We start from the raw sequence: 20039 nt of genomic DNA on the forward strand, positions 1-20039 counted from the left end.
CAGCGCAGGGGTCGGGGTCGCCCTCGCGGACGGCTCTCGCGGACGGCTCTCGGCTGATCGCGCGGACCTCAGAGGAGCAGGACCTTGACCTGGCTCGGGGTGATGTTCGTCCCGTTGATGTTGATCTGGTTCTGGATGCCCGTGGCGCCGAGCCGCACCGCCGGCTTGTTCTGGAGCAGCAGCTTGGGATAGGGGACGAGGCGCCGCGAGGGGCCCATGTTGCGACGGGAGATCACGCCGCCAAGAACCCCGGGGTTGTCGCCCATGGAAATGGGGACGATTGTCGCCAGGGTATGGGCGGCGCCCCTCCCCAGGATCACCTTGTACGCGACGGAAGTCCCCATGGGTCGAGACGCCGTGTTCGGGTACGGGACGGGCCCCGGCAGGCAGACGTCCGGGACGCCGAAGTCGATCCCGCCGCCCGAGGTGATGGCAAAGCACATGTCCGGTCACCCTACCTGGATCTGGTCGCCGTCGATCTTCACGACGTGCGACGCGGTGATCTTGGCGTTCTCGCCGTGCAGGGCGAGGCCGCCCTTGGCCGCATAGTCGATGCGCTCGGCGCGCACGTGATCGGCCTCTTCCACGATCCTGTAGGAGCGCTTCACTCTCTGGTGCAGCCGCTCGAGCCGAGCGTCGAGGCTCCGGCCGATCAGCCTGGCCCGGTCGACCTCCCCGCGAACCATCTCGCTGACGACCGAGAGCAGCCCCAGCGCGACGTGTCCCTCCCTGGCCTGGACACGGAAGGTCGACGCTGCCATCGAGAGGTCCTTGCCGGACGCCACGTGCACGCCGTCCGGCGCCGAGAGGCCCAGCGAGCCGCGCCGCAAGCGGATCTGGAGATCCCCTTCCGAGACGAGGTGCGACGGCGCGCCTTCCTCCCGCTCGAGGACGGCGAGGATGTACTGCGCGCCATTCACGACGGCGAGGAGCACCAGGTCCCCGGCGGCGGGCTCCAGCAGGCAGCTCGTGGCGCGCTTCGCGCGGACCTCGCCGTCGTCGGTCTCGACAATGTACGTGGAGCCCTCGGCGCGGAGCACGGCGCCGTGGTCACCGTGGGCTCCCCGCTCGTACCGTATCGTCCTTGCTACGCTCTGCATCGTCTCCTCATGCATGGGGGGTGCGTGGGCCGCCGGCAGGCCTCCCGAGAACGTTGGCCTGCCAGTCTTCTGCTTCCTTGAGCTCCTTGTCGTCGCCGTGCGCCAGCGCCTTGCTCAGCGGCCAGAGCGTGCCCTTGTCGGTCACGCGGTGCAGCCGCGCGCGCGCCAGCGTCGCCTCGGAGAAGTCGGCGAACGACACGTCGGCGTGGGAGAGGTCGGCGTAGCTCAGGTCCGCCCGGCAGAAGCGGGTCCCCGGGCAGCTCGCTCGGTGCCAGACGCTCATCTCCAGCCGCGCGCCCGAGAGGTTCGCGGCGCCCGCGCGCGCGTCGACGAAGAGCGCCTGGCTCAGGTCGGCCTGGGCGAGGCTCGCGTTCATCAGGCTCGCCTCGACGAAGACGGCCATGTGTGCGATGGCCCCATCCAGCCGAGCCCCGGTCAGGTCGGCGCCCTTGAAGCTGCATTGCGTCAGCGTGGCCCCGGAGAGATCGCAGCCGTGCAGGTCGGCGTTGGTGAGCTGCGCCCTGCTGAGGTCCATCCGCCGGAGGTCCTTGGGCCCCATCCGCACCTCGACAAGGATCGCTTCCACGAGGGTGGTGCCCGTGAGGACTGCCTGGGACAGGTCCTGACGGAACAGGACAGCCTTGGTCAGGTTGGCCTGGGAGAAGTCCGCTCCTCCGCTCTCGGCCTGAAACAGGGTGGCGTCTGTCAGGTTGGCGCGGACCAACCGGGTTTTCTTGAGGCTGGCGTGCGCGATGCCGGCCGACGAGAGGTCCGCTCCGGTCAGATCGGCCGATGCGAGGTCCACGTGCGAGAAGCTCGCTCCAACCAGCGACGCGTCGGCGAGCATGGCCCCCGCGAGGGTGCAGTCCATGGCGGTGCCAAGGTGGAAATCCAGCCCCTTCAGGTTCGCCCCCGCGAGGTCACAGCGGTGGAAGATCGCCTCGCGCACCTTGGCGCCCGCCAGGTTGGCGTCGGCGAAGGAGACATCCTCGAAGATCCCGCCGGAGAGGTCGATGCCTGCGAGGTCGCGGCCCGAGAGGTCCAGCTCCGAGACGACCTCTCCTTCTTCGATCCGCTTGCGCAGCGCTTCCCTATCCATGGTGCCTCCGGGGCGGTATCACCCGAAGTCGCTTGAGGTTGGCCCCCTCGAAGCTCGTGTCGTCGTCTCCGACCATCCGGTCGGCGCACGCGCCGAACAGGTTGGCCTTCTCGAAGATGGCCCCACGGACGCACGCATGGTTCATGACGCTTTGCCTCAGGTCAGCGGCATAGAGCGAGGCCCCGGTGAGGTTGGCCCGGGTGAGCATGGCCTCGGCGAGGTTCGCGCGATCCAGCGTCGCCTCGGTCAAATCGGCCTCGTTGAGCAGCGCGCCGCGCATGTCGGCGTCCGAGAAGTCGCTGCCGCGGAGGCGCGTCCCCATCAGGTTCGCGCCGGTGAGCGTCGCACCGCTGAAATCTGCGCCCGCGAAGGACGATCCCCTCACGCTCGCGAGGTCCCTGGCGATGGCGTCCCGGAAGATGGCGCCGTCGCCCTCGGCGGCGATGAAGGTGACGGAGCTCAGGTCGACGCCGGTGAAATCGACCTCGGTCACGTTCACCTCGTTGAACGTGGCCCCCGCGAGCCGCGCGCCCAGGAGGCGCGCTCCCGTGAGGTCTACCTTCTGGAAGGTCGCCTTCTCTGCGACGACGCCCTCCAGGTTGGTGTCGCGGAGATTGGCCTCGGAGAGGTCGGCGCCCGAGAGGTCGGCGCCGGACAGGTCCGCTCCCCAGAGGTCGGCCTTGACGAGCACCGCCTCGGCGAAAGCGACGCCCCCGAGGGCCTTCACGTCCCGCAGACACGCCGAGCCGAGGTTGGCCCCATCGAGCTTGGCCTCCGAGAGATCCGCGCCCTCCAGGTTCGCGTGCGCCAGGATGGCGCCTGTGAGGTTCGCGCTTCGCAGGTTGCTCCCGGTGAGAAAGGCCGACTCGAGCATGGCGCCCGAGAGGTCGACTCCCTCGAGATCGAGATGGGAGAGGTCGGCGCCCGTGAGGTCGCGCCCCGCCAAGCTCCGCCCCTCCTTGTGCCCGGCCTGCACGTCGCGGCGAAGTCGCAGCGCTTCTTCGCTGTCGAGGCGCGCCGAGGCCGGCAAGACGTGCGCGAGCAGCCGCCCCTCGTCGCCCCACTCGGCGCGAAACGAGGCCTCCCCGTCCAGCTCCTCCGCAAACGCAGGGGCCTCGTCCCACGCGAGCTCACCGCCCAGCGCCTCTTCCTCTGGAAAGGGGTCTCCGGCTGGCTCCTCGGGCTGGGCGTGGGCGGCCTCGGGCGCCTCGTCGGGGAGGTCGGCCTGGGCGGCCCGCGTCTCGTCCTCGAGCGCTTGCCAGTCCACCGCCGACAGGAGCTCTTCGGCCTTGTCCTGTGGGACGCCCTCGCCCTCCATCGCCTGCCGCAAGCGCTCGCGCGTCTGCGACACAGAGACCTCGCTCGGCGGCCCGGCGGCGCGCCGGCGCGCCTCCGCGAGCAGCGCGCCGACGTCCACGCCGTCAATCGTCTGCGCTCGGCCGGTGATCTTGCCATCGACCAGGCTGACGAGGGCCTCCTCTGATTCATCGAGGGGCTCGGGGTCCTCGAGCGGGCCCTGGTGCGACAGATAGGCCTCGGGATCGAAGCCCTGGTCCCGCAGCCGCTTCCCGGCCCATTCCGCGAGCGCATTCTCCTGGCGAAGCGTCTCGGCGTCCTCGCCGTCGTCGGCCGCGTCGGGGAGCATCGTCGCTGCCGGCGCCGCGCTCGGCGCCAGGTCCGCCTCGTGGTCCTCTCCCTCGTGTTCCCACCCCGCCTCCGGCTCGGACCACGCGAGGCGCTCCTCCTCGTCTTCGTCGGCTTCAGCCTCGTGGACGCCGGCGGCGCCGACACCAGCGCCGGCCGCGGCGGCGGAAGCGCGCTGGACGGCTCGATCCGGAGTCCCCCCCAGGAACCCCTGCCGCCGGAGCCTCGACGCGACCCCGGAGAGCTGGTCATCGGGCAGCGGCGGCGCCTCCGGATCCTCGGGCTCGGGCATGAGCACGTCGTCCTCGTCGTCCGGGAGATCGGGGTTCCGGGGGCCGAGCCGGGGAGTCAGGTACTCATGGTAATACGCGGCGGGCCTGGAAGCGCCCATGGCCTCGCAGGCGACCAGCACCGCCACAACGTCCTTCGCGTCGTCCTCGCTGATCTCGACGCCGCCGCGAAAGAGGACGACCCCCCGCTCGCGGTGCGGGAACAGGCGCACCGTGTCGAGCTTCATGGCAGGCTCACGGATCTCCACCCCGTCGCTCGTCTTGAGGCAGACGAAGCACCGGCTCGCGATCCCGGGCAGGGCGCCTTCGATCCGGGGCCTGTCGGGATGCATGTTCTCGACCACGAAGGCCTCGTCGCCCCGGAAGAACCCGTCGATCTGCTGATCGTCCGGGGCCATGTTGAACAGCGTCGGGTCCAGATCCCGCGCAAAACCGGGGAAGCACTCGTCGCGCCACGCTGAATCGCAGGTGCCGATCTTCGAGAACCTCTGGGGCCAGGCGATGTCGTACCCATCGAGACCGGCGGGCGCCGGGCGGTCGCCGCGCGCGCGGATCAGGTGCCTGGGCGACTCGACGTTGGGGAGCGCTGCGCTCCTGTCGCCGTGGCCCTTGCCCAGCGGGTTCCTGGCGAAGCCCTCTCCGCCGAAGGCGTTTCGCCAGGTGACCGGCATCTCGGTGAACGGCGCCGGGTCCGACATGCCGAGCAGGCCCCACGTCCGGTCGCCGATGACATAGAGGCTCTTGTCGATCGCCCCGAGCTGGACGCGGACCGAGCTCGCGGGGCGCGCGACGCGCCCCGGCGGATAGCAGCGGCCCGTGACGAGGAGCTCACCCCGCGTCTTGGGGTTGAGCTCGTCGAGGAGGCCGTCCTCGCCGAGCTCCTCCATGGCCACCTTCCAGACCGTCGGCTCGTAGAGCAGCCGGGCCGGCCGGTCATAGGAGAAGCCGACGAAGGCGGTGACAAGCAGGTGCGGGGTGCGCTGGGCCATGAAGACCCTCGGCACCACCCCGAGGCGCATGGGTTTGACGATTTTCATTCGACGGCCTTCCGGGGAGCGGGCTCGATGGTGCGTACGGCTCGGCGCCGAGCGCGCGCCTGTTCCACGAGGAGCAGGTGGATCACTTGACGATGAGCATCCCCACGTCTTGCACCTCGAGAGAGCATTTGATGCGACCCAGCTCGGCCTTCCAGTCGAAGCCCTTCGCCCTGATCTCCTGCGCGTTCAACTTCTTCACCTCGAGAGGAGCGTGCTTGTATGCCAGCCCGCTGATCCTCTCGGTCTTCGTCCCCTTGATGATCTCGATGCGCGACCCGATCTTGGTCTTGTAAAGGCCGGTCACGTTGCCGGTGGCGTTGCCGACGACGGTGCTCTCGCTCTGCCCTATCGTCGTGGCGGAGCGCTTGCCGGTGATCTTGGTGTCGGTCGGGCCCGTGATCTTCGTGCGGTTTGGCCCCGTGACCGTGACCTCTCGCCCTGCGTGGAAGTTGCTCCTGGCGGGGCCGACGACATCCGTCTTCCTCGTACCGGTGACGCGGGTCTGGCTGCTGCCGTTGATCGTCGTCTTGTTCAGCCCGGTGACCGTCGTCTCTCGACCGCCCAGGAAGGTGCCCTTGTCGTGGCCTGTGATAGCGGTGGTACGCTTCCCGAGGATGACCAGGTCGCTCTTGCCGTTGACGGTGAGCTTTCGATCGGACATGAGCAAGGTCGTGCTGTCACCGCCGACGGTCGTGTCCCGGGTCCCCTTGATGAAGGTCTTTCGGTTTCCGAAGACCTTCGTGGACTCGTTGCCTTTGATGCGCGTGTCGCGATAGCCCAGGATCACATTCTGCGAGTAGCCAACGATGAAGTTCCCGGCGTATCCACCGGTGAAGTTCAAGCGGAAGCCCGCCACGATGCTCTCGGAGATCCCCGCGGTGATCGCCGTCCGGTTGCCGCCCACGATGCTCTCCTGGGAGCCTCCGATCCACGTGAAGGCGTGGCCGTTCGTCTTGACCTCATAGGTCGCGCCGGCGTTGGGCGCCCCCATCCGGAGGTAGGTGTTCGCGTGGGGCGTCGACAGGGTGATCCGCTCTTGCCCTGCCTGGTCCTCCAGCTCGAGCCGGTTCCGCCCGCCCGTCTGGATCACGTTCCGCGTGTTGTTCCCCGACGTGACCGGGCTCGGCGTCAGCGCGTTGGGCGCGACCCCGACGATGGCCGGCCTGTCGGGATCGCCGCCCGCAAACGAGCACATGACCTCCGTGCCAGCGCGCAGCGGGAAGTGGAAGCCCTCGATGCCGCCGCCGTGGGGCTGCAGCATCCGGACCCATGTCGACGCCTTCCCGCCGTTCAGGTCGCTCTCGTCGAAGTGAAACTTGACCCGGTAGCGACCATGGCTGTCGATCTGGGCGTACTCGCTGACCCCCGGGCCATCGACGACAGCGGGCTCGGTGCCGTAGATGCGCGGCCACGCGGTGACCTGCGGCGCGCGGAACTGCGCCGTGGCGGCGATGGCCCTGGCCTCGACGCGATAGTTGTCCTCCCACGGCGTGAGCCCCTGAAGCTCGGGCACGTCCGGGGCCTGGTTGGCCCAGTGCTCGACCTCGGTGGTCAGGTACTGCGTGTTGAACGCGGCCCGCGGATGCTCCTCGAGCTCGAAGGTGAACCCAGGGACCAGCGTCACCGACGCGCCCGTCGCCTGGTAGACGACGCCGGCCGCGGCGAGGCTCTCGGCCTTGATCCGCGCCAGCCGCTCCCCGTCGCCCGGCGAGAAGAACCGCGCGCCGTACAGGCTGATTTCGCCGAAGCCGCTGGCGGAGACCGACGCCTGCCCGGCGACAGGCACCGCCGGGTTGGCGTAGTCATAGTCCTTGAGGCGGACCGCGCCGGGCACGGCGCCGTGCCGGCAGGTGAAGGCGCGGATCGTGTCTCTCGCCGTGTTCGCGCCGGGCTGCGGGTAATAACGGACGGGCTTGCCGCCGTTCGGCTGATGGATCGACCGATCGTCGGTCAGCACCAGCGTCTCGCCGTCCTCCTCGTGCTCGAAGTAATAGTAGATGCCTTCGCGCTCCATCCACCGGGCGATGAAGGCATAGTCGTCCTCGCGGTACTGGCAGACGTGCTCTTCGGCCTTGTAGGCCCCCCGGAGCTGGAGCGCGCAGTCCGTCACGCCGCCCTGTCGAAGGACGCTCTGGAGGATCTCCGGGATGGTCTTCTCGCTGAAGATACGGCTGTGGACCGACAGGGTGAGCAGCTCGAGGCGCGACACCATGGTGGCCCGGAAGACGCACCGGCCGGCGAAGTCGTTGATGAGCTCGATGCTGCCGATCACGCCGCTCCGCACGAAGCGCTCGCCGCCGTCGCTCCGCTCCAGGGAGACGGTCACCGGCTGGCCCACGGCCGCCGCCATGTCGAGCTCATGGCCGGCGTCGCGCGTCGTGATCAGGTAGAGCTCGAAGCGGTAGAGCTTCGAGATCCCCTCGGTGCCGTGAAAAGCGGCCAGCTTGATGGACGTGGGCAGCGCGCTCGATTGAACGACGAACGTGTCGGGCATGTGGAGCCTTGTGGGTGAGAGACGGCGGCAAGCGCAAAAGCGACAGCAGAGCCTGGCGGGGCTTTGCGACAACCGTGTGTCGTGTCGCCTGCGTGTTGCTGTCGTCCCGGACGACACAGGCATCCAAGGCGTAATTTTCCGCTGGGATCAGCGCGCTGCGCGGCGGAGATACGCGTGTTCGCGGGTGCGTTCGATGGCCACGTGGCCGCGCAACAGCGGCGCGGAGGAACGACAGGGGCTCAGGATCGCCGCGTCCGGGGCGCCACGCCGCGGGCCTTCTTCGCAGGCGCGGCGACGGGCTTGCTCCACGACCACCCGAAGCGATCGAGGGAGACGTTGCCGCGATCGTCGAACGCGACGCCCTCGGCCTCGAGCAGCTTGCGCTGGAGCGCGCCGCCCACCGGATCCTTGATGGTGACGGCGGCCCGGTTGCGCGGGCGGCTCCCGAGCACGCGTTGCCAGGGCACGCCCGCGCCCGTTCCCGTCTCCTTGAGGGCGGCGAGGGCATAGCCGACGTGGCGCGCCGCGCGGGGGTGTCCAGCCATCGCGGCGACGGCGCCGTACGTGCACACCCGCCCCGCGGGGATCCGGCGAATGATCTGGTAGAACGCGTCCCACCAGGAGATCGTCTCGGGCAGCGCGGCCGGCTCGTGGCGCCCCCGGCGTGGCCCCGGGGTCACCGTGAGGCGGCGGCCGCCCTCAGGAGCTTGCTTGCGCGCGCGGCGGTCCTTGGTGGCCACGGGGTCGTCCTACCACGGGCGGTGACGGGCTCACGGCATAAATCCCGGTGAGCTGCCACGCGCGCAGCAACTGGCACATTCGCGGATGACGGCGTCACGTCGCGCCACGGTGTGATGATCCGCCGCCACGACAGACGTGCTGCATCGCAGCGTCGCGAGCACGAGGTCATTGTCGCTTCCTGTATGGTGGCCGCGCGCGCTTCGGGATAGAAAGGATGGTCCTGGAGGAGCCACCGACATGAAGCGTAGCGTGAACGCAGTCCTGTCCTTGTTCGTTTCTGCCGCTCTGCTCTGCATCGGCGCGACCGCCGACGCGACGACGGCCGTCCTGCTCTCGCGTGAGGAGCTCGTGCTCCGGTCGGAGACGATCGCGCGCGTGAGCGTCGGCCAGTCCACGACGACGGAGTCGGAAGACGGAAAATCGATCGTGACCCGCACCGAGCTCAGGGTCACCCAGCCGCTCAAGGGCGGCAAGGCGGACAGCGGGGCCGCGAAGGTGATTCTGCTCGAGCAGATAGGCGGTACGTACAACGGCAAGACGCAGCGGTTGGTCGGCGATGCCAGGCTCTCGCCGGGCGAGGACGCCATCGTCTTTCTGCGGCCGGGCGACAAGGGGCGATGGCACCTCACGGCGCTCGCGCTGTCGGTCTATCACGTGGACGCGAAGGGCATGGCGCGGCGCGACCTCGAGGGGCTGCAGCTCGTCCAGCGGAGCGGGGGCGCGCTCGTGCCCGTCCACGCGCCCGCCAGCGAGATCGAGCCCGTCGAGCGCCTCATGACGGACGTCGTCCGTATCGCGGGAGGGAAGTGAGGTGAGGCGCCGCATCGCCCTCGCCGCCTCGCTCGGCGCCGTCTCGCTCCTCGTCGCGGCCCCCGAGGCCGCCGCGTGGACGCCGCTCGACTCCGGCGTCCCCCGCTGGCGTGAGCTGCCCGTCGGCTACTACATCAACCGCTCGACGATCCCGGGCCCCATCGCCGGCTTCGCCGTCTCCCATATCGAGGCCGGCTTCGCGGCATGGGCGAACACCGGCTGTACGGAGTGGCGGGTCAACCTCCTCGGCGACACAACCGATCGTTACAACGCCAACGACGGCAAGAACGTGTTCCACTGGATCAGCGGCTCCTGGCCGGGCGGGCTCGGCGACGTCAACTCGGTCATCGGCGTCACGATGACGGTCTGGGGGCGCGACGACGCCATCGTGGACGCCGACATGGTCTTCAACAACGTCGGGTTCTGCTGGAACGACACAGGCAACAACGGTTGCGTCGACACACAGTCGATCGCCACGCACGAGGAGGGACATTTCCTGGGCCTCGGCCACTCCAGCGAGCGGAACGCGACGATGACAGCGTACTACGTCGCCGGCACGTCGACGCGCACCCTCGAGGACGACGACATCAAGGGCGTGTGCGCCCTGTACCCCATCGGCGGGACCACGGCCGCGAGCGCCTCGAGCGCCGCGAGCGGCGGCGGCGGCAGCTGCGACAGCTGCACCAACGGCTCGCTGTCGGACGCCTGCAGGCCGCAGTATGACGCCTGCGGTGCGTCGTTCGCGTGCCGGGCGTTCGCTGGCTGTATCTCCGAGTGCCCGGACGACGGTTGCGTGGAGCGCTGCACGCGCGAGCAGGCGGATGGAGCGAACATCTATGTCCGTCTCATCGAATGCGTCTGCGACACCTGCTCGACGGAGTGCTCCACCGAGTGCAGCGGCAGCGGCAGCGGAGCCGGCGGCAGCGACGGCGGCGGGGGGGGCGGCGGCGGCGCTGTCGCGAGCAGCACGTCGAGCACGTCGAGCAGCAACGCGTCGACGGTGAGCGCGACAGCGAGCTCGTCCGCCGCCTCGAGCAGCGGCGCGGGCGGCGCCGGTGGCGCCGGTGGCGCCGGCCCGGAGACCGACGACACGCCCAAGGGCGGCGAGGACGAGTCCGGCAGCGATTCCGGGTGCTCCTGCTCGACGAGCGGTCGATCGACGGGCCTGGGAGGGCTCGCGCTCCTCGGCGCGCTCGGCGCGCTGGTGTCGCGACGGCGCCGGCGCTAGGTACCGCGTCGCGGCTGGCTTCAGCGCGCCGGCGCGTGGGCCGTCAGAACTGGTAGAGGGCGCCGGTCTCGACGCCCCAGCCCAGGCGGCTCGGCTCCGTCTGCGCGCTGGCCGCCGGATCGAGCTTGTGGCGCGTGAGCATCAGGGAGGGCTCGAGCACGATCGAGAGCGCCTTGATGGGCGCGAAGGCGTAGCCCCCGCGCAGGGTCACGTTGCGCTCGATGCCGGGACCATTGCCGCCCACGCGCGCGGGATTGGTGGCCGGCGCGCCGTCCGTGGCCGGTGTTCCGGGCGTGTAGCCGAGCAGCATGTCATCGGTGTTGGACACCATCGCGACGCCCGCGACGAGATGCACGGCGTGGGTCTCGAGGAAGGAGAGCTTCCCCGACACCCAGCCGCCAACCTCGGTGACGTCGTTCGTGCGGTAGCCCTGCCCGAGCGTCAGGAGGCCCAGGTTGGCGAGGTTCTGGCCGCCGTACGCCTCGGCCCGCACGTTCAGCGGACCGGAGGTGACCTCGGCGAACAGGTTGCCACCCAGCGCCGTCCGCGCCTCTTCGGTCTCCAGGTTCGCGTCGAACGTGAGCCGCGTGCCGATCAGCGAGGCGCCCACCCACGCTGTCTTCTCGGCGCGGTAGCTCGCGCGCAGCGCGAGGGTGGGCGTGCGCGAGTACTCGACGTTGTTGAGGATGGCCGTGACGTTCTGGCTGACCAGGCCGAGCGCGGCGCCCACCTCGACGCCGCCGAGGTTCGCGACGTACATGAGCTGGTGACGCACGAAGCCCGAGTTTCCGGACTGAAACAGCCCGCCGACGAGGTTGTACGTGTGCGTGTTCAGCGGCGAGAACAGGTCCCAGACCTGACCGAGCGTGAGCTTGTGCCCCTCGGCAGGCGACCAGTCCACGAATGCCTGACGCACGCGGAGGGTCGTCGCCTGAGCCGGCGACGACTTGCCGAAATCGACGAAATCGACCTCGATCTGCCCCTTGACGGGCGTGCCCTCGCCGACGGCCACGCCGAGGCGCGTCTGCTGCGCCTGAAAGCTCAGGCCGACGGCATCCGGATCGGCGAGGAACAGCGGATTCGCCGCGGCCGTGGGGGCGACGTAGTTCGGGTTGCCAAAGGACTCGAGGCCGTTCCCCACGACGACGGTCGGCTTGACGATGCCGTAGACACGTACGAGAGGCTTGTCCTCGGGCTTCTTCGTCTCGACCGGCGGAGGAGGCGCAGGGCGCGACTCCACCGACGGGGGCACCGCCGGGGACACGGGCGCCGGCTCGGCTGACGCGGCCTGCTGAGGCGGATCCACCGTTTGCGCTTTGACCGTGGCCGGTGCAGCAACTCCGGCCAGCGAGAGCGAGACGACGAGAGTTGCGCTAGGCGTCTTCCAGGTGCTCATGAAACAATCTCCTCTGGCGGTGACCCGGGTACGCGGCATCGTCCGCGCGAAGCAATTTCAGCGCGCCAGGAATCGTTCAGCAGAATCCGGGGATGGCGAAGACCCATACTACCGAATCCTTCGGACTGTCAACAAACACACCCCAATACAACGAGTACAACGAGCTCACCGTTTCGTTTCGTAACAGGGCGGCGCCGGATGATTCAATCCCGAGCTCCTGCCGGGCGGGACCGGCGCTTCGCGGCGGCGCCGGTGGGGCCTGCGTGGCTCCTCGTACCGCCCGGGGGGCGCCGCGGTGAGGGTGCTCGTGAATTGCGGTGCGCTACCTCGGGCGGGCGCCGCAGGCCCGTGACATCGTCGTGCGATGGCCTCTACAGGGCATCCGAGCCGCCGAGTCGCGGCTGAACGTCAATGTCCTGCACGCGCCCTGGCGGCGAACGGGCAGCGGGGGTGCCGGCGAGGTCCTGCGGCGAGCCCCGCGTGGCTCAGAGGTCGAAGCGACCCGACGCCTCGGGCTGGTAGATGACGCGCTCGACCCGGAGGCGCCGCGTGCGGCTCGGCGTGGGCCAATCCACCTCGTCGGCCTCTCGACAGCCGAGCAGCGCGAGCCCCATCGGCGCGAGCACCGAGATCTTGCCGCTCTTCACGTCGGCGGCTCCGGGGAACACGACGGTGACGCAGAGCCGCTCCTCCGTGTCGAGGTCGACGAGCTCGACCTTTGAGTTCATGGTGACCACGCTCGGCGGGATGTCCCCCGGCTTCACGACGTCCGCGCGCTCAAGCTCGGTCTCGAGCGCCTCCAGCTCCGGGGTATCGCCCCCGGGCCGCGCGCGCAGCGCTTCGAGCAGCCGCGCGAGCCGATCGCGGTCAAATTCGGTGAGGATAATGGGATTCGAGTGAGGTGCCATGAACCGGTATCTCCTTGTGTCGACGCGAGCCGGGCTCGGCCGAAGGTCCACGCGGGGCGAGCTGGCCGGCGCGAACGCTCGTCCAGTCCGCCCGCGCGTGCGCGCTCGACGCCAGCCCGCTTCATTCCGGGAGCGGTCGGCGTACAGTGCCGGATGACCGCTCCCCTACGAGCGTGCGGGCGACCTCGGGCAGAGCAGCCGGGTCCGCCGGGGCGTGAGCGCGCTACGCGCGGCGCGGCAAGGCCACGAACGCGACGCGACGAGGTGAAGGCAGGCGCTCATCCCATGGGGACCCTAACACGCTCGTCCCCCGCTGGCCATGGCAAGGGGGCGGCGCGTCCGATCACGAGCGAGCGGGGTCATGGGGACCGCCCGCAGCGGAAGGCCGAGCTCACGGCGCAGCGCTTCGCCCGCCACGCGTCCTGATCGACGGCACGCGGGCGCGTGTCGTCGTTGACGGCGCGAACGGGCGTGTGCCGCTCGGTCATGTTCAGGGAGCTCGCCGCGGGGGACGCGCGGCGCTCGCTGCTGCGCTGCACGCACAGCGCAGCAGCGGACCCCGCCGATCCCCGGCTTGCCCGACTAGGCGGACTGGTCGATTGCTCGCAACGTCTCGCGGAGCGCCTGGGCCTCGGCCCCCTCGAGGACCACGGACGCCGACACGGGCGTGGGCACATGGTCGCGGAACTCCACGGGCTGGAAGGCGGCGATGGCGCCGGAAGCGGTGTAGGCGAGATCCAGGCGCACGGCGGAGGTGTCCGGCTCGCCTTCCCCGTCCAGCGCGAAGGGGAGCTTCGCGATGGCGGCGAAGTCCCGCCTCGCCAGGGCGGCGGTGAGGGCTTCGACAGGGCAGGTGAAATAGCGAAAGCCTTCCTCCACCTTCTCGCCCGTGGGGGTGTAGACGAAGTCGCTGAAGATCAGCCATTTGCGACGTGTGGTGAAGCGAGGATCGGCGCGCAGGAAGTCGGACAGGTCTTTGATTTCCACGGCCCCTTCATACTGCAAACGGGCCCGGGAATCTCCTCCCAATCGCAGGGCCGAGCCCCCCTCGGCTCGCGCTCCCTGGCGGGAGACGCGCTCGGCGACCAGCATCCCCTCGACGGCGTCGATCAGCGGCGAGCCGAGGGGGTTCTCGCCCACTCTCCCACCGCAGCGCCTATGTCGTCGTCGACCCGGCCTACCCGATCAGCGTGACGCCCGCGAGGGTCCCTGATTCAGGGCAACGGGACGTATTCGATGTAAGCCCCTGTGTAGCGGTACCAGGCGCCCGCGATTCCCCCGCCGTCCCCGCGCGGCGCCTCAGAAGGCGTCGGTCTGGACCGTCAGCACCGCTTCGTCGAAGATCTCCGAGCTCGCCATTCCCGGGGCAGCCCCGATCAGGGCGTATCCGTTGTCGATCAACGAATATAGCATGACTACACGATGAAACGGCCGCTGCGAGGAGCTTTACTTTTCGGATCTCGCTTCATTTCCTGGCCTCTCTCGACCTGCCCGCGCGCGTGAGCTGCTCTCGATCCTTGATAGAAAGCGAGCGTTCACCGACGTTTTCGCCAGAGAGCCCCCCGAGGCCGCTCTGGACATCTCATCGATTGTCACCGACATGACCCGTGCTACGATGCTCCGCTCAGTGACGGTATCTTCTCAGGCCCGCTTCCTTGCTGTCGGACAAACGACCACCATGGCAGACTGACGACATGGCGTGGGCCTCGCTTGACTCGCGGTGAAATGCTTATGCGCGGTGGATGAGGGGACCGGTCAGGTCGCAGGGTGGAGATGAGGGGCTTCCTTCGAGACGAGCTTTCTCCCGCGCTCTCGAGCGCGCTCCGCGACGCCACGATCCCTTCAAGAAGCCGCTTTCATGGTCCGGCGCGCCGAACGGCGTTCCAGGAGCCCGGACCTGTAGAGAGGTGAGCATGTCTCGAAAAATTCGCCGGTTCATCACATGGTCGCTCGTCGCGGTGTCTTCCCTGTCGGCAGGCTGCATCGCTGCCGATGAAGATCCCTCGGCCGTCGGGAATGTCTCGATCGACGGCGAGGGGAGCGCCGCGAGCGGCGCGGCAGAGGTGACCGACCGGACAGCGCTCGTCCCCGGCACCTACCTCCCAGGGCCGACGACGACGGGGCCGATCTGGACAGGTGCGTTCCAGCAGATGGAGGCGAGCTCAGGGACGACCATCCGGCTGACCACCCCGAACGTCACCTACAAGCGCGTCGAGTTCTGGGGGACGGTCGTGCCGAAGGCCAAGGGCATCAAGTTCGACGAGTGCATCTTCCGCGGCCCCGATCCGTCGAAGATGCCCGAGCCGCGGGCCCTCCTCACGAACTACGGAGACAACCCGCCGCACGTCGTCATAGAAAACTCGCTGTTCGATCCCGAGGCGTGGATCACGGAGCGCGGAAAGTCCGCTCCGGCGCACAACGGCAACCCGGCCGGCCGCCTCCTGCAGTCGCAGCCCGCCCTTCACGGCGGGAACTTCACCGTGCGCTGGAGCGAGATCCGGAACGTCGAGGACGGCGTCAATTACGTCGGGCGCACGGCTGACTGGACGAACCAGCAGACGACCGTCGAGATGAACTGGATCCACGCCGGCGAATACAAGAACGGGACGGACACGCCGTCCGACGGGCGTACCCACAACGACGCCTTCCAGTTCAACACAGGGCGCAACGTGGTGCTCCGCGGCAACCTGCTCGGGGGCCCCCGGGACATGGTCGGCTACCGCACCTGGCCGAACGGATACAACTCCGGCGACGACTACTCGAACGCGAGCATCATGCTCAAGCAAGAGGTCGACGACTCCGACATGCGCAAGCTCACCAACATCCTCATCGAAGACAACTTCTTCTGGGGGGCAGTCGCGGGGCTCAACCACCACTACGTCGCGAGCAGGAAGAACGATTTCGCGACCACCACGATCCGTGACAATTTCTTCATCGAGCGGCAGATGGGCTGGGGCAACTCGATCACCGCCTCAAAGGACGATCACAAGGTGGGCGTGGAAGCCCAGGCGAAGCCGTCGGCCGGCTGGTACATCGTCCGCTCTCCGGAGATCAAGTCGACCTACCAGAACAACCGGATCATCACCGTGAACGAGGACGGCTCCTTCGTCATCCGCGGCGAGGTCCCGATCTCGAGGGGCTCGAGCAGCTGAGGGCGAAGTCCGAGCTCGGCCTGGGCGAGCTCGGGGCCGGCCCCGCCCTGCACGGCATGCCGGAAGCGCGGAGCATCGCCGGGGCGGGACAGGCGACATGGGGCGCCTCGCTTCAGGCCCTCTTCGCGGCCGTGACCGGATCCACGTACGGGGCGAGGGCGAGCTGCTCCCACGTGTTGTGGAGCCCGTCGAGGTACATGACCGGGACGCCGGAGAGATCCGCGTCGTCGAGGCAGTTCAGGTTGATGGAGTAGTACGCGCCGCCGAGCATCGGGAGGTCTCCGTGCCCGAAGACGCGGATACCGCAGGCCTTGCAGAAGCGGGCATGGCCGGCCTCGGACCGCGAGAAGTCGCCGAGGACCTCCTCGCCGGCGACGAGGCGGAAGGCGCTCGGCTTCACGATGATGCCCCACCACCTCGTCTTCGAGCAGATCGTGCAGTTGCACTGCGTCGTCCCGGCGCTCGGGTCGAAGTCGGCCTCGAAGCGAACAGCGCGGCAGGCGCAGCTCCCCCTGTAGGTCCGGGCGCCGGGGGTCGTCGTGGTTTGCGCGGAAGCGGCGTTGCTCATGGGCGAAAGCTCCAGGGATTGGGGGGACGCGGCGCCTTCGGGCGCCTCGCCCGCGTGATGAGAGGAGGCTACACTGGCTTGCGGACAGATTCGGTCCGCAACGATCCCGGAAGTAACGACGCGAGAACGAGGAGCGGCACGTGATCCAGACCTCCGCGCGCCTGCTGAAGGTGCTGTCGCTGCTGCAGTCCCGGCGCTTCTGGACGGGCGGGGAGCTCGCCCGCGAGCTCGAGATCACCGAGCGCAGCGTCCGGCGCGACGTGGACCGGCTCCGGAGCCTCGGGTACCCGGTGCACGCGGCCACGGGCACCGGCGGCGGCTACCAGCTCGGCGCCGGCAAGGAGCTGCCGCCGCTCCCGCTCGAGGACGACGAGGCGGTCGCCGTCGCCGTCGGGCTGCGCGCCGCGGCGACCGGGCCCGTGAAGGGGCTGGAGGAGGCGTCGGTGCGCGCGCTCGCGAAGCTCGATCAGGTGCTCCCGAAGCGGCTCCGGCGCAAGGTGAGCGCGCTCGAGGCCGTGAGCGTGCGGCTGGGCGAGGGCGGGCCCACCTTCGACGCGGACGCGCTCGCCGCGATGGCGAGCGCCTGCCGCGACGCCGAGGTCCTGCACTTCGACTACAGCAGCCACAGCGGCGCCGCGAGCGCGCGCGTCGTCGAGCCGTACAGGCTCGTGCACACGAGCCGCCGCTGGTACCTGCTCGCGTACGACCTCCATCGCGAGCAATGGCGGACGTTCCGCGTCGATCGCATCCAGGGCAGACCGAGGTCGGCGGGCCGCTTCAAGCCGCGCCCGCTGCCCGCCGAGGACGTGGCCGCCTACGTGTCGCAGTCGGTCTCGACGGACACGTACCGGTTCCGCGCGCGCGTGACGGTGCACGCGCCCGCTGACGTGGTCTCGGCGCAGCTCTCCGGCGTGGCGGGGCGCGTCGAGCCGCTGGCGCCGGACCGCTGCGTGGTCCACACCGGCGGCGGGACCCTCGAGGCGCTCGCGTTCCACCTCGGGTTCATGGGGTTCGAGTTCGAGGTGCACGAGCCGCAGGAGCTGATCGAGGTCCTCCGCCGCCTGGCCGATCGCCTCGGCCGGGCCGCGGGGCGGGCCGGCGCGGCGACGCAGGGCCCGGACGTTTCGGGGCCTCCTGTCGGCCGCCCGGACACCACGCTCCCATGACGCCTTCTTCCCCTGGAGAAGGGCTATCTTTGGCCCCGTGTTCGGCATCGTGCTCGATCGCGCCTCGCGGCGCTCGCTGGCGCTGCAGCTCGCGGACGGGCTGCGCAAGGCGGTCGTCGACGGTGAGCTCGCGCCCGGCGCCAGGCTCCCGCCCTCGCGCCTGCTGGCGGCGGAGCTGGGGATCTCCCGGCGGCTGGTGACGGACGCCTACGAGCAGCTCACCGGGGAGGGCTATTTCGAGACGCGCGCGGGCCACGGGACCTACGCCGCCGCGCTGCCGGCGCGGGCGCCGCACGCCCGCGTCCCGGCGGCGGCGCCCCTCCGACGGCGTCGGCCCGCCATCCGCTTCGACTTCACCCCCGGGATCCCCGATCTCGCCAGGTTCCCGCGGCAAGCGTGGCGCCGCGCCGCGGACGACGCCGTCTCGCTGGCGCATGCCGCCGATCTCTCGTACGGCCCGCCGCTCGGCGACGCCCGGCTGCGCCAGGCCATCTCCGACTACCTCTACCGGTTCCGCGGGCTGGCCGCCGATCCGGCGCAGATCTGCGTCACCTCCGGCACCTCGCACTCGCTGTCGCTGCTCTCGCGGCTCCTCCCCGCCACGACGCTCTTCTGCGAGGAGCCCGGGCTCACCTTCGCCCGCGATGCCTTCACCTCGGCCGGGTTCCGCTGCCGCCCGGTGCACGTCGACGACGCGGGCGCGCTCCCGTCCGGCCTGGGCGAGGTGCCCCGCGGCGCGCTCTTCTACCTGACGCCCTCGCACCAGTTTCCGACAGGCGCGCTCCTGCCGCTCAAGCGGCGGGTGAGGTTCCTGGAGCTGGCCGCCCCGGCGGAAGGGCTGGTGCTCGAGGACGACTACGACTCCGAGTTCCGCTTCCGCGGCAGCCCGGTCCCGCCGCTCGCCTCGCTCGACGCCGAGCGCGTCGTCTACCTGGGGACCTTCTCAAAGTGCCTGGCGCCCTTCGTGCGGGTCGGGTACCTCATCGCCCCGCCCCACCTCGTGGGCCCGATCGCGGACCTTGTGCGGCGCACCAACCTCCGGGGCTCCATCCCGCACGAGCGGACGCTGGCCCGCTTCATCGAGGAGGGCCACCTCGAGCGCCATATCTTCGCCATGAAGCGGCGCTACCGCGCCCGGCTTGAGGCGATCCTCTCCTTCCTGGAGGCCCGGTATGGGGATCAGGTCCGCGCCGGCGGCGGTGAGACAGGCTTCCACCTGCACGTGCGCTTCCGCGGGCGGCGCTTCGGCGCGACGTTCACCGACGTCTGCAGCGCGGAGGGGCTGCGGATCTCGACCGAGGACGAGTTCCGGGCAGAGCCGTCGAGCGAGGGCGACGCGCTGGTGCTCGGCTACGGCAACGTGGCAGACGAGAAGCTCGACGAGGGCCTCGAGCTGCTGGGAGCCCTCATCGAGCGGCATGCGGATCGTGAGCTCCGTTCGCCCTGAGCCCTACGTCGCCGCGTCTGCGGCGATGCGCGCTGCGAGAGGAGCTCGACAGGGAGGAGCTCGGCGCGGCCGCCGTCGAGGGCCGCGGCTCGAGCCGGTGATCATCGCCGGGTAGCGGTCGAGGTCGCCACGCGCCGAGGCGGGAGCCATGAACGCGGCGGGCAGAAAAATTCAAACCTGCCGCCCCTGGCGCCGCGCCCAACGGGGCCGGCCTCTGGTAGCCTGCGCCGCGCCGCCGACCGACCGGCGGAGACGAACGGAGAAAGAGACACCACCATGGCCATCGTTCTTTACCACCACCCATTTTCGCGCGCCGCCAACACCGTGTGGATGCTCGAGGAAGTCGGCGTCGAGTACGAGCTCAAGTTCGTCGACATCATGGCCGGCGACCAGAAGAAGGAGGAGGTCAGGAAGCTCAATCCGATGGGCAAGCTGCCCTTGCTCGTCGACGGCGGCACCGTCGTCACCGAATCCGCGGCGATCGGCCTCTATCTCGCGGATCGTTATGCCCCGGGCCGCCTCGCGCCGAAGCTCGACGACGCGGCGCGCGGCACTTATTTTCGCTGGTCGCTCTTCGCCCCCTCGGTCATCGAGCCCGGCTCGATGGCCAAGGCCAGCAACTGGGAGTTCCGCGCCGGCTCCGCCGGTTGGGGCAACTACGACGACATGATCGCGACGATGGAATCGGCCATCTCGGGCCGTGACTTCGTCCTCGGCAAGGAATTCTCGATGGCCGACGTCATCTTCGGCGGCACCATCGCGTACATGCTCGACTTCAAGATGCTCGAGCCGCGCCCGAGCTTCACAGGATATGCCGAGAGGGTCAAAGCCCGCCCGGCGTACGCGAAGAGCGAGGCGCGCAACAAAGCCGTGATGGACGAGCGCGGCATCAAGATGCCTGGGGCTTAGTACTACAGCCGCGGTTAGGGAGCCGGGGCGCGTGCGAGCCGCCGGTTGCA

At 69.6% G+C, this 20039-nt stretch carries 16 protein-coding genes; 6 read left to right on the forward strand and 10 right to left on the reverse strand.

The annotated features are described in order from the left end of the window. Positions 1 to 68: 68 nt before the first annotated feature. The 6 genes from WMF42_RS27195 to WMF42_RS27220 all read right to left on the reverse strand — a co-directional run bounded on the left by WMF42_RS27195 (position 69) and on the right by WMF42_RS27220 (position 8404). The gene (locus WMF42_RS27195; protein WP_063816011.1) at positions 69 to 443 is read right to left on the reverse strand and encodes a DUF4150 domain-containing protein; all 375 of its coding nucleotides are present in this window, start codon (positions 441 to 443) and stop codon (positions 69 to 71) included. Between the two features lie 6 nt (positions 444 to 449). Beyond that, entirely contained in the window at positions 450 to 1100 is a 651-nt protein-coding gene (locus tag WMF42_RS27200) for a DUF3540 domain-containing protein (RefSeq protein ID WP_437685702.1), read from the reverse strand. Positions 1101 to 1107: 7 nt separating this feature from the next. Continuing rightward, complete coding sequence (locus WMF42_RS27205; protein WP_437685704.1) at positions 1108 to 2199, reverse strand: pentapeptide repeat-containing protein; 1092 nt, start codon at positions 2197 to 2199, stop codon at positions 1108 to 1110. Continuing rightward, positions 2192 to 5170 (reverse strand): DUF2169 domain-containing protein, encoded by a 2979-nt coding sequence (locus tag WMF42_RS27210; protein ID WP_437685706.1) that lies wholly within the window; start codon positions 5168 to 5170, stop codon positions 2192 to 2194. Before WMF42_RS27210 ends, WMF42_RS27205 begins: the two co-directional genes overlap by 8 nt. Positions 5171 to 5252: 82 nt before the next feature. Beyond that, positions 5253 to 7664 (reverse strand): type VI secretion system Vgr family protein, encoded by a 2412-nt coding sequence (locus tag WMF42_RS27215; protein WP_437685708.1) that lies wholly within the window; start codon positions 7662 to 7664, stop codon positions 5253 to 5255. 239 nt (positions 7665 to 7903) lie between these two features. Continuing rightward, complete coding sequence (locus WMF42_RS27220; protein ID WP_437685710.1) at positions 7904 to 8404, reverse strand: MGMT family protein; 501 nt, start codon at positions 8402 to 8404, stop codon at positions 7904 to 7906. 238 nt (positions 8405 to 8642) lie between these two features. On the opposite strand from WMF42_RS27220, the gene WMF42_RS27225 reads away from it, so the two are divergent. Next, positions 8643 to 9215: a hypothetical protein gene (locus tag WMF42_RS27225; RefSeq protein ID WP_061613231.1), complete on the forward strand. Its 573-nt coding sequence runs from the start codon at positions 8643 to 8645 to the stop codon at positions 9213 to 9215. A 1-nt stretch (position 9216) separates the two neighbouring features. Next, positions 9217 to 10443 carry a matrixin family metalloprotease gene (locus WMF42_RS27230; protein ID WP_437685712.1) on the forward strand — a complete coding sequence of 409 codons (1227 nt, stop codon included), beginning with the start codon at positions 9217 to 9219 and terminating at the stop codon, positions 10441 to 10443. A 43-nt stretch (positions 10444 to 10486) separates the two neighbouring features. Here WMF42_RS27230 and WMF42_RS27235 read toward each other — a convergent pair whose 3' ends face one another. The 3 genes from WMF42_RS27235 to WMF42_RS27245 all read right to left on the reverse strand — a co-directional run bounded on the left by WMF42_RS27235 (position 10487) and on the right by WMF42_RS27245 (position 13887). Further along, a complete protein-coding gene (locus WMF42_RS27235) occupies positions 10487 to 11749 on the reverse strand; it encodes a hypothetical protein (RefSeq protein ID WP_155799112.1) in 1263 nt (420 codons plus the stop codon). Positions 11750 to 12324: 575 nt separating this feature from the next. Then, positions 12325 to 12747: a nucleoside diphosphate kinase regulator gene (rnk, locus tag WMF42_RS27240; RefSeq protein ID WP_437685714.1), complete on the reverse strand. Its 423-nt coding sequence runs from the start codon at positions 12745 to 12747 to the stop codon at positions 12325 to 12327. Positions 12748 to 13329: 582 nt separating this feature from the next. Beyond that, the gene (locus WMF42_RS27245) at positions 13330 to 13887 is read right to left on the reverse strand and encodes a hypothetical protein (protein WP_233562691.1); all 558 of its coding nucleotides are present in this window, start codon (positions 13885 to 13887) and stop codon (positions 13330 to 13332) included. 773 nt (positions 13888 to 14660) lie between these two features. Between WMF42_RS27245 and WMF42_RS27250 the strand changes: the two genes are divergently transcribed. Next, positions 14661 to 15899 carry a hypothetical protein gene (locus WMF42_RS27250; RefSeq protein WP_434041530.1) on the forward strand — a complete coding sequence of 413 codons (1239 nt, stop codon included), beginning with the start codon at positions 14661 to 14663 and terminating at the stop codon, positions 15897 to 15899. 112 nt (positions 15900 to 16011) lie between these two features. Here WMF42_RS27250 and WMF42_RS27255 read toward each other — a convergent pair whose 3' ends face one another. Beyond that, positions 16012 to 16467 (reverse strand): GFA family protein, encoded by a 456-nt coding sequence (locus WMF42_RS27255; protein ID WP_437685717.1) that lies wholly within the window; start codon positions 16465 to 16467, stop codon positions 16012 to 16014. 140 nt (positions 16468 to 16607) lie between these two features. Between WMF42_RS27255 and WMF42_RS27260 the strand changes: the two genes are divergently transcribed. The 3 genes from WMF42_RS27260 to WMF42_RS27270 all read left to right on the forward strand — a co-directional run bounded on the left by WMF42_RS27260 (position 16608) and on the right by WMF42_RS27270 (position 19989). Further along, positions 16608 to 17633, forward strand: a complete 1026-nt coding sequence (locus tag WMF42_RS27260) for a helix-turn-helix transcriptional regulator (protein WP_061613224.1) — start codon at positions 16608 to 16610, stop codon at positions 17631 to 17633. Positions 17634 to 17670: 37 nt separating this feature from the next. Then, positions 17671 to 19080 carry a PLP-dependent aminotransferase family protein gene (locus tag WMF42_RS27265; protein ID WP_437685719.1) on the forward strand — a complete coding sequence of 470 codons (1410 nt, stop codon included), beginning with the start codon at positions 17671 to 17673 and terminating at the stop codon, positions 19078 to 19080. A 276-nt stretch (positions 19081 to 19356) separates the two neighbouring features. Next, complete coding sequence (locus WMF42_RS27270) at positions 19357 to 19989, forward strand: glutathione S-transferase family protein (RefSeq protein ID WP_434041534.1); 633 nt, start codon at positions 19357 to 19359, stop codon at positions 19987 to 19989. Positions 19990 to 20039 lie beyond the last annotated feature (50 nt).

The sequence above is a fragment of the Sorangium sp. So ce176 genome, assembly GCF_051519835.1.
GTDB classification, from domain to species: domain Bacteria; phylum Myxococcota_A; class Polyangia; order Polyangiales; family Polyangiaceae; genus Sorangium; species Sorangium cellulosum_G.

Bases quoted from the DNA above. Each gene is read 5' to 3' on its own strand.
- rnk (WP_437685714.1), bottom strand. From the start codon at position 12,747: ATGGCACCTCACTCGAATCCCATTATCCTCACCGAATTTGACCGCGAT.
- WMF42_RS27210 (WP_437685706.1), bottom strand. From the start codon at position 5,170: ATGAAAATCGTCAAACCCATGCGCCTCGGGGTGGTGCCGAGGGTCTTC.
- WMF42_RS27195 (WP_063816011.1), bottom strand. From the start codon at position 443: ATGTGCTTTGCCATCACCTCGGGCGGCGGGATCGACTTCGGCGTCCCG.
- WMF42_RS27200 (WP_437685702.1), bottom strand. From the start codon at position 1,100: ATGCAGAGCGTAGCAAGGACGATACGGTACGAGCGGGGAGCCCACGGT.
- WMF42_RS27255 (WP_437685717.1), bottom strand. From the start codon at position 16,467: ATGAGCAACGCCGCTTCCGCGCAAACCACGACGACCCCCGGCGCCCGG.
- WMF42_RS27205 (WP_437685704.1), bottom strand. From the start codon at position 2,199: ATGGATAGGGAAGCGCTGCGCAAGCGGATCGAAGAAGGAGAGGTCGTC.
- WMF42_RS27250 (WP_434041530.1), top strand. From the start codon at position 14,661: ATGTCTCGAAAAATTCGCCGGTTCATCACATGGTCGCTCGTCGCGGTG.
- WMF42_RS27270 (WP_434041534.1), top strand. From the start codon at position 19,357: ATGGCCATCGTTCTTTACCACCACCCATTTTCGCGCGCCGCCAACACC.
- WMF42_RS27225 (WP_061613231.1), top strand. From the start codon at position 8,643: ATGAAGCGTAGCGTGAACGCAGTCCTGTCCTTGTTCGTTTCTGCCGCT.
- WMF42_RS27215 (WP_437685708.1), bottom strand. From the start codon at position 7,664: ATGCCCGACACGTTCGTCGTTCAATCGAGCGCGCTGCCCACGTCCATC.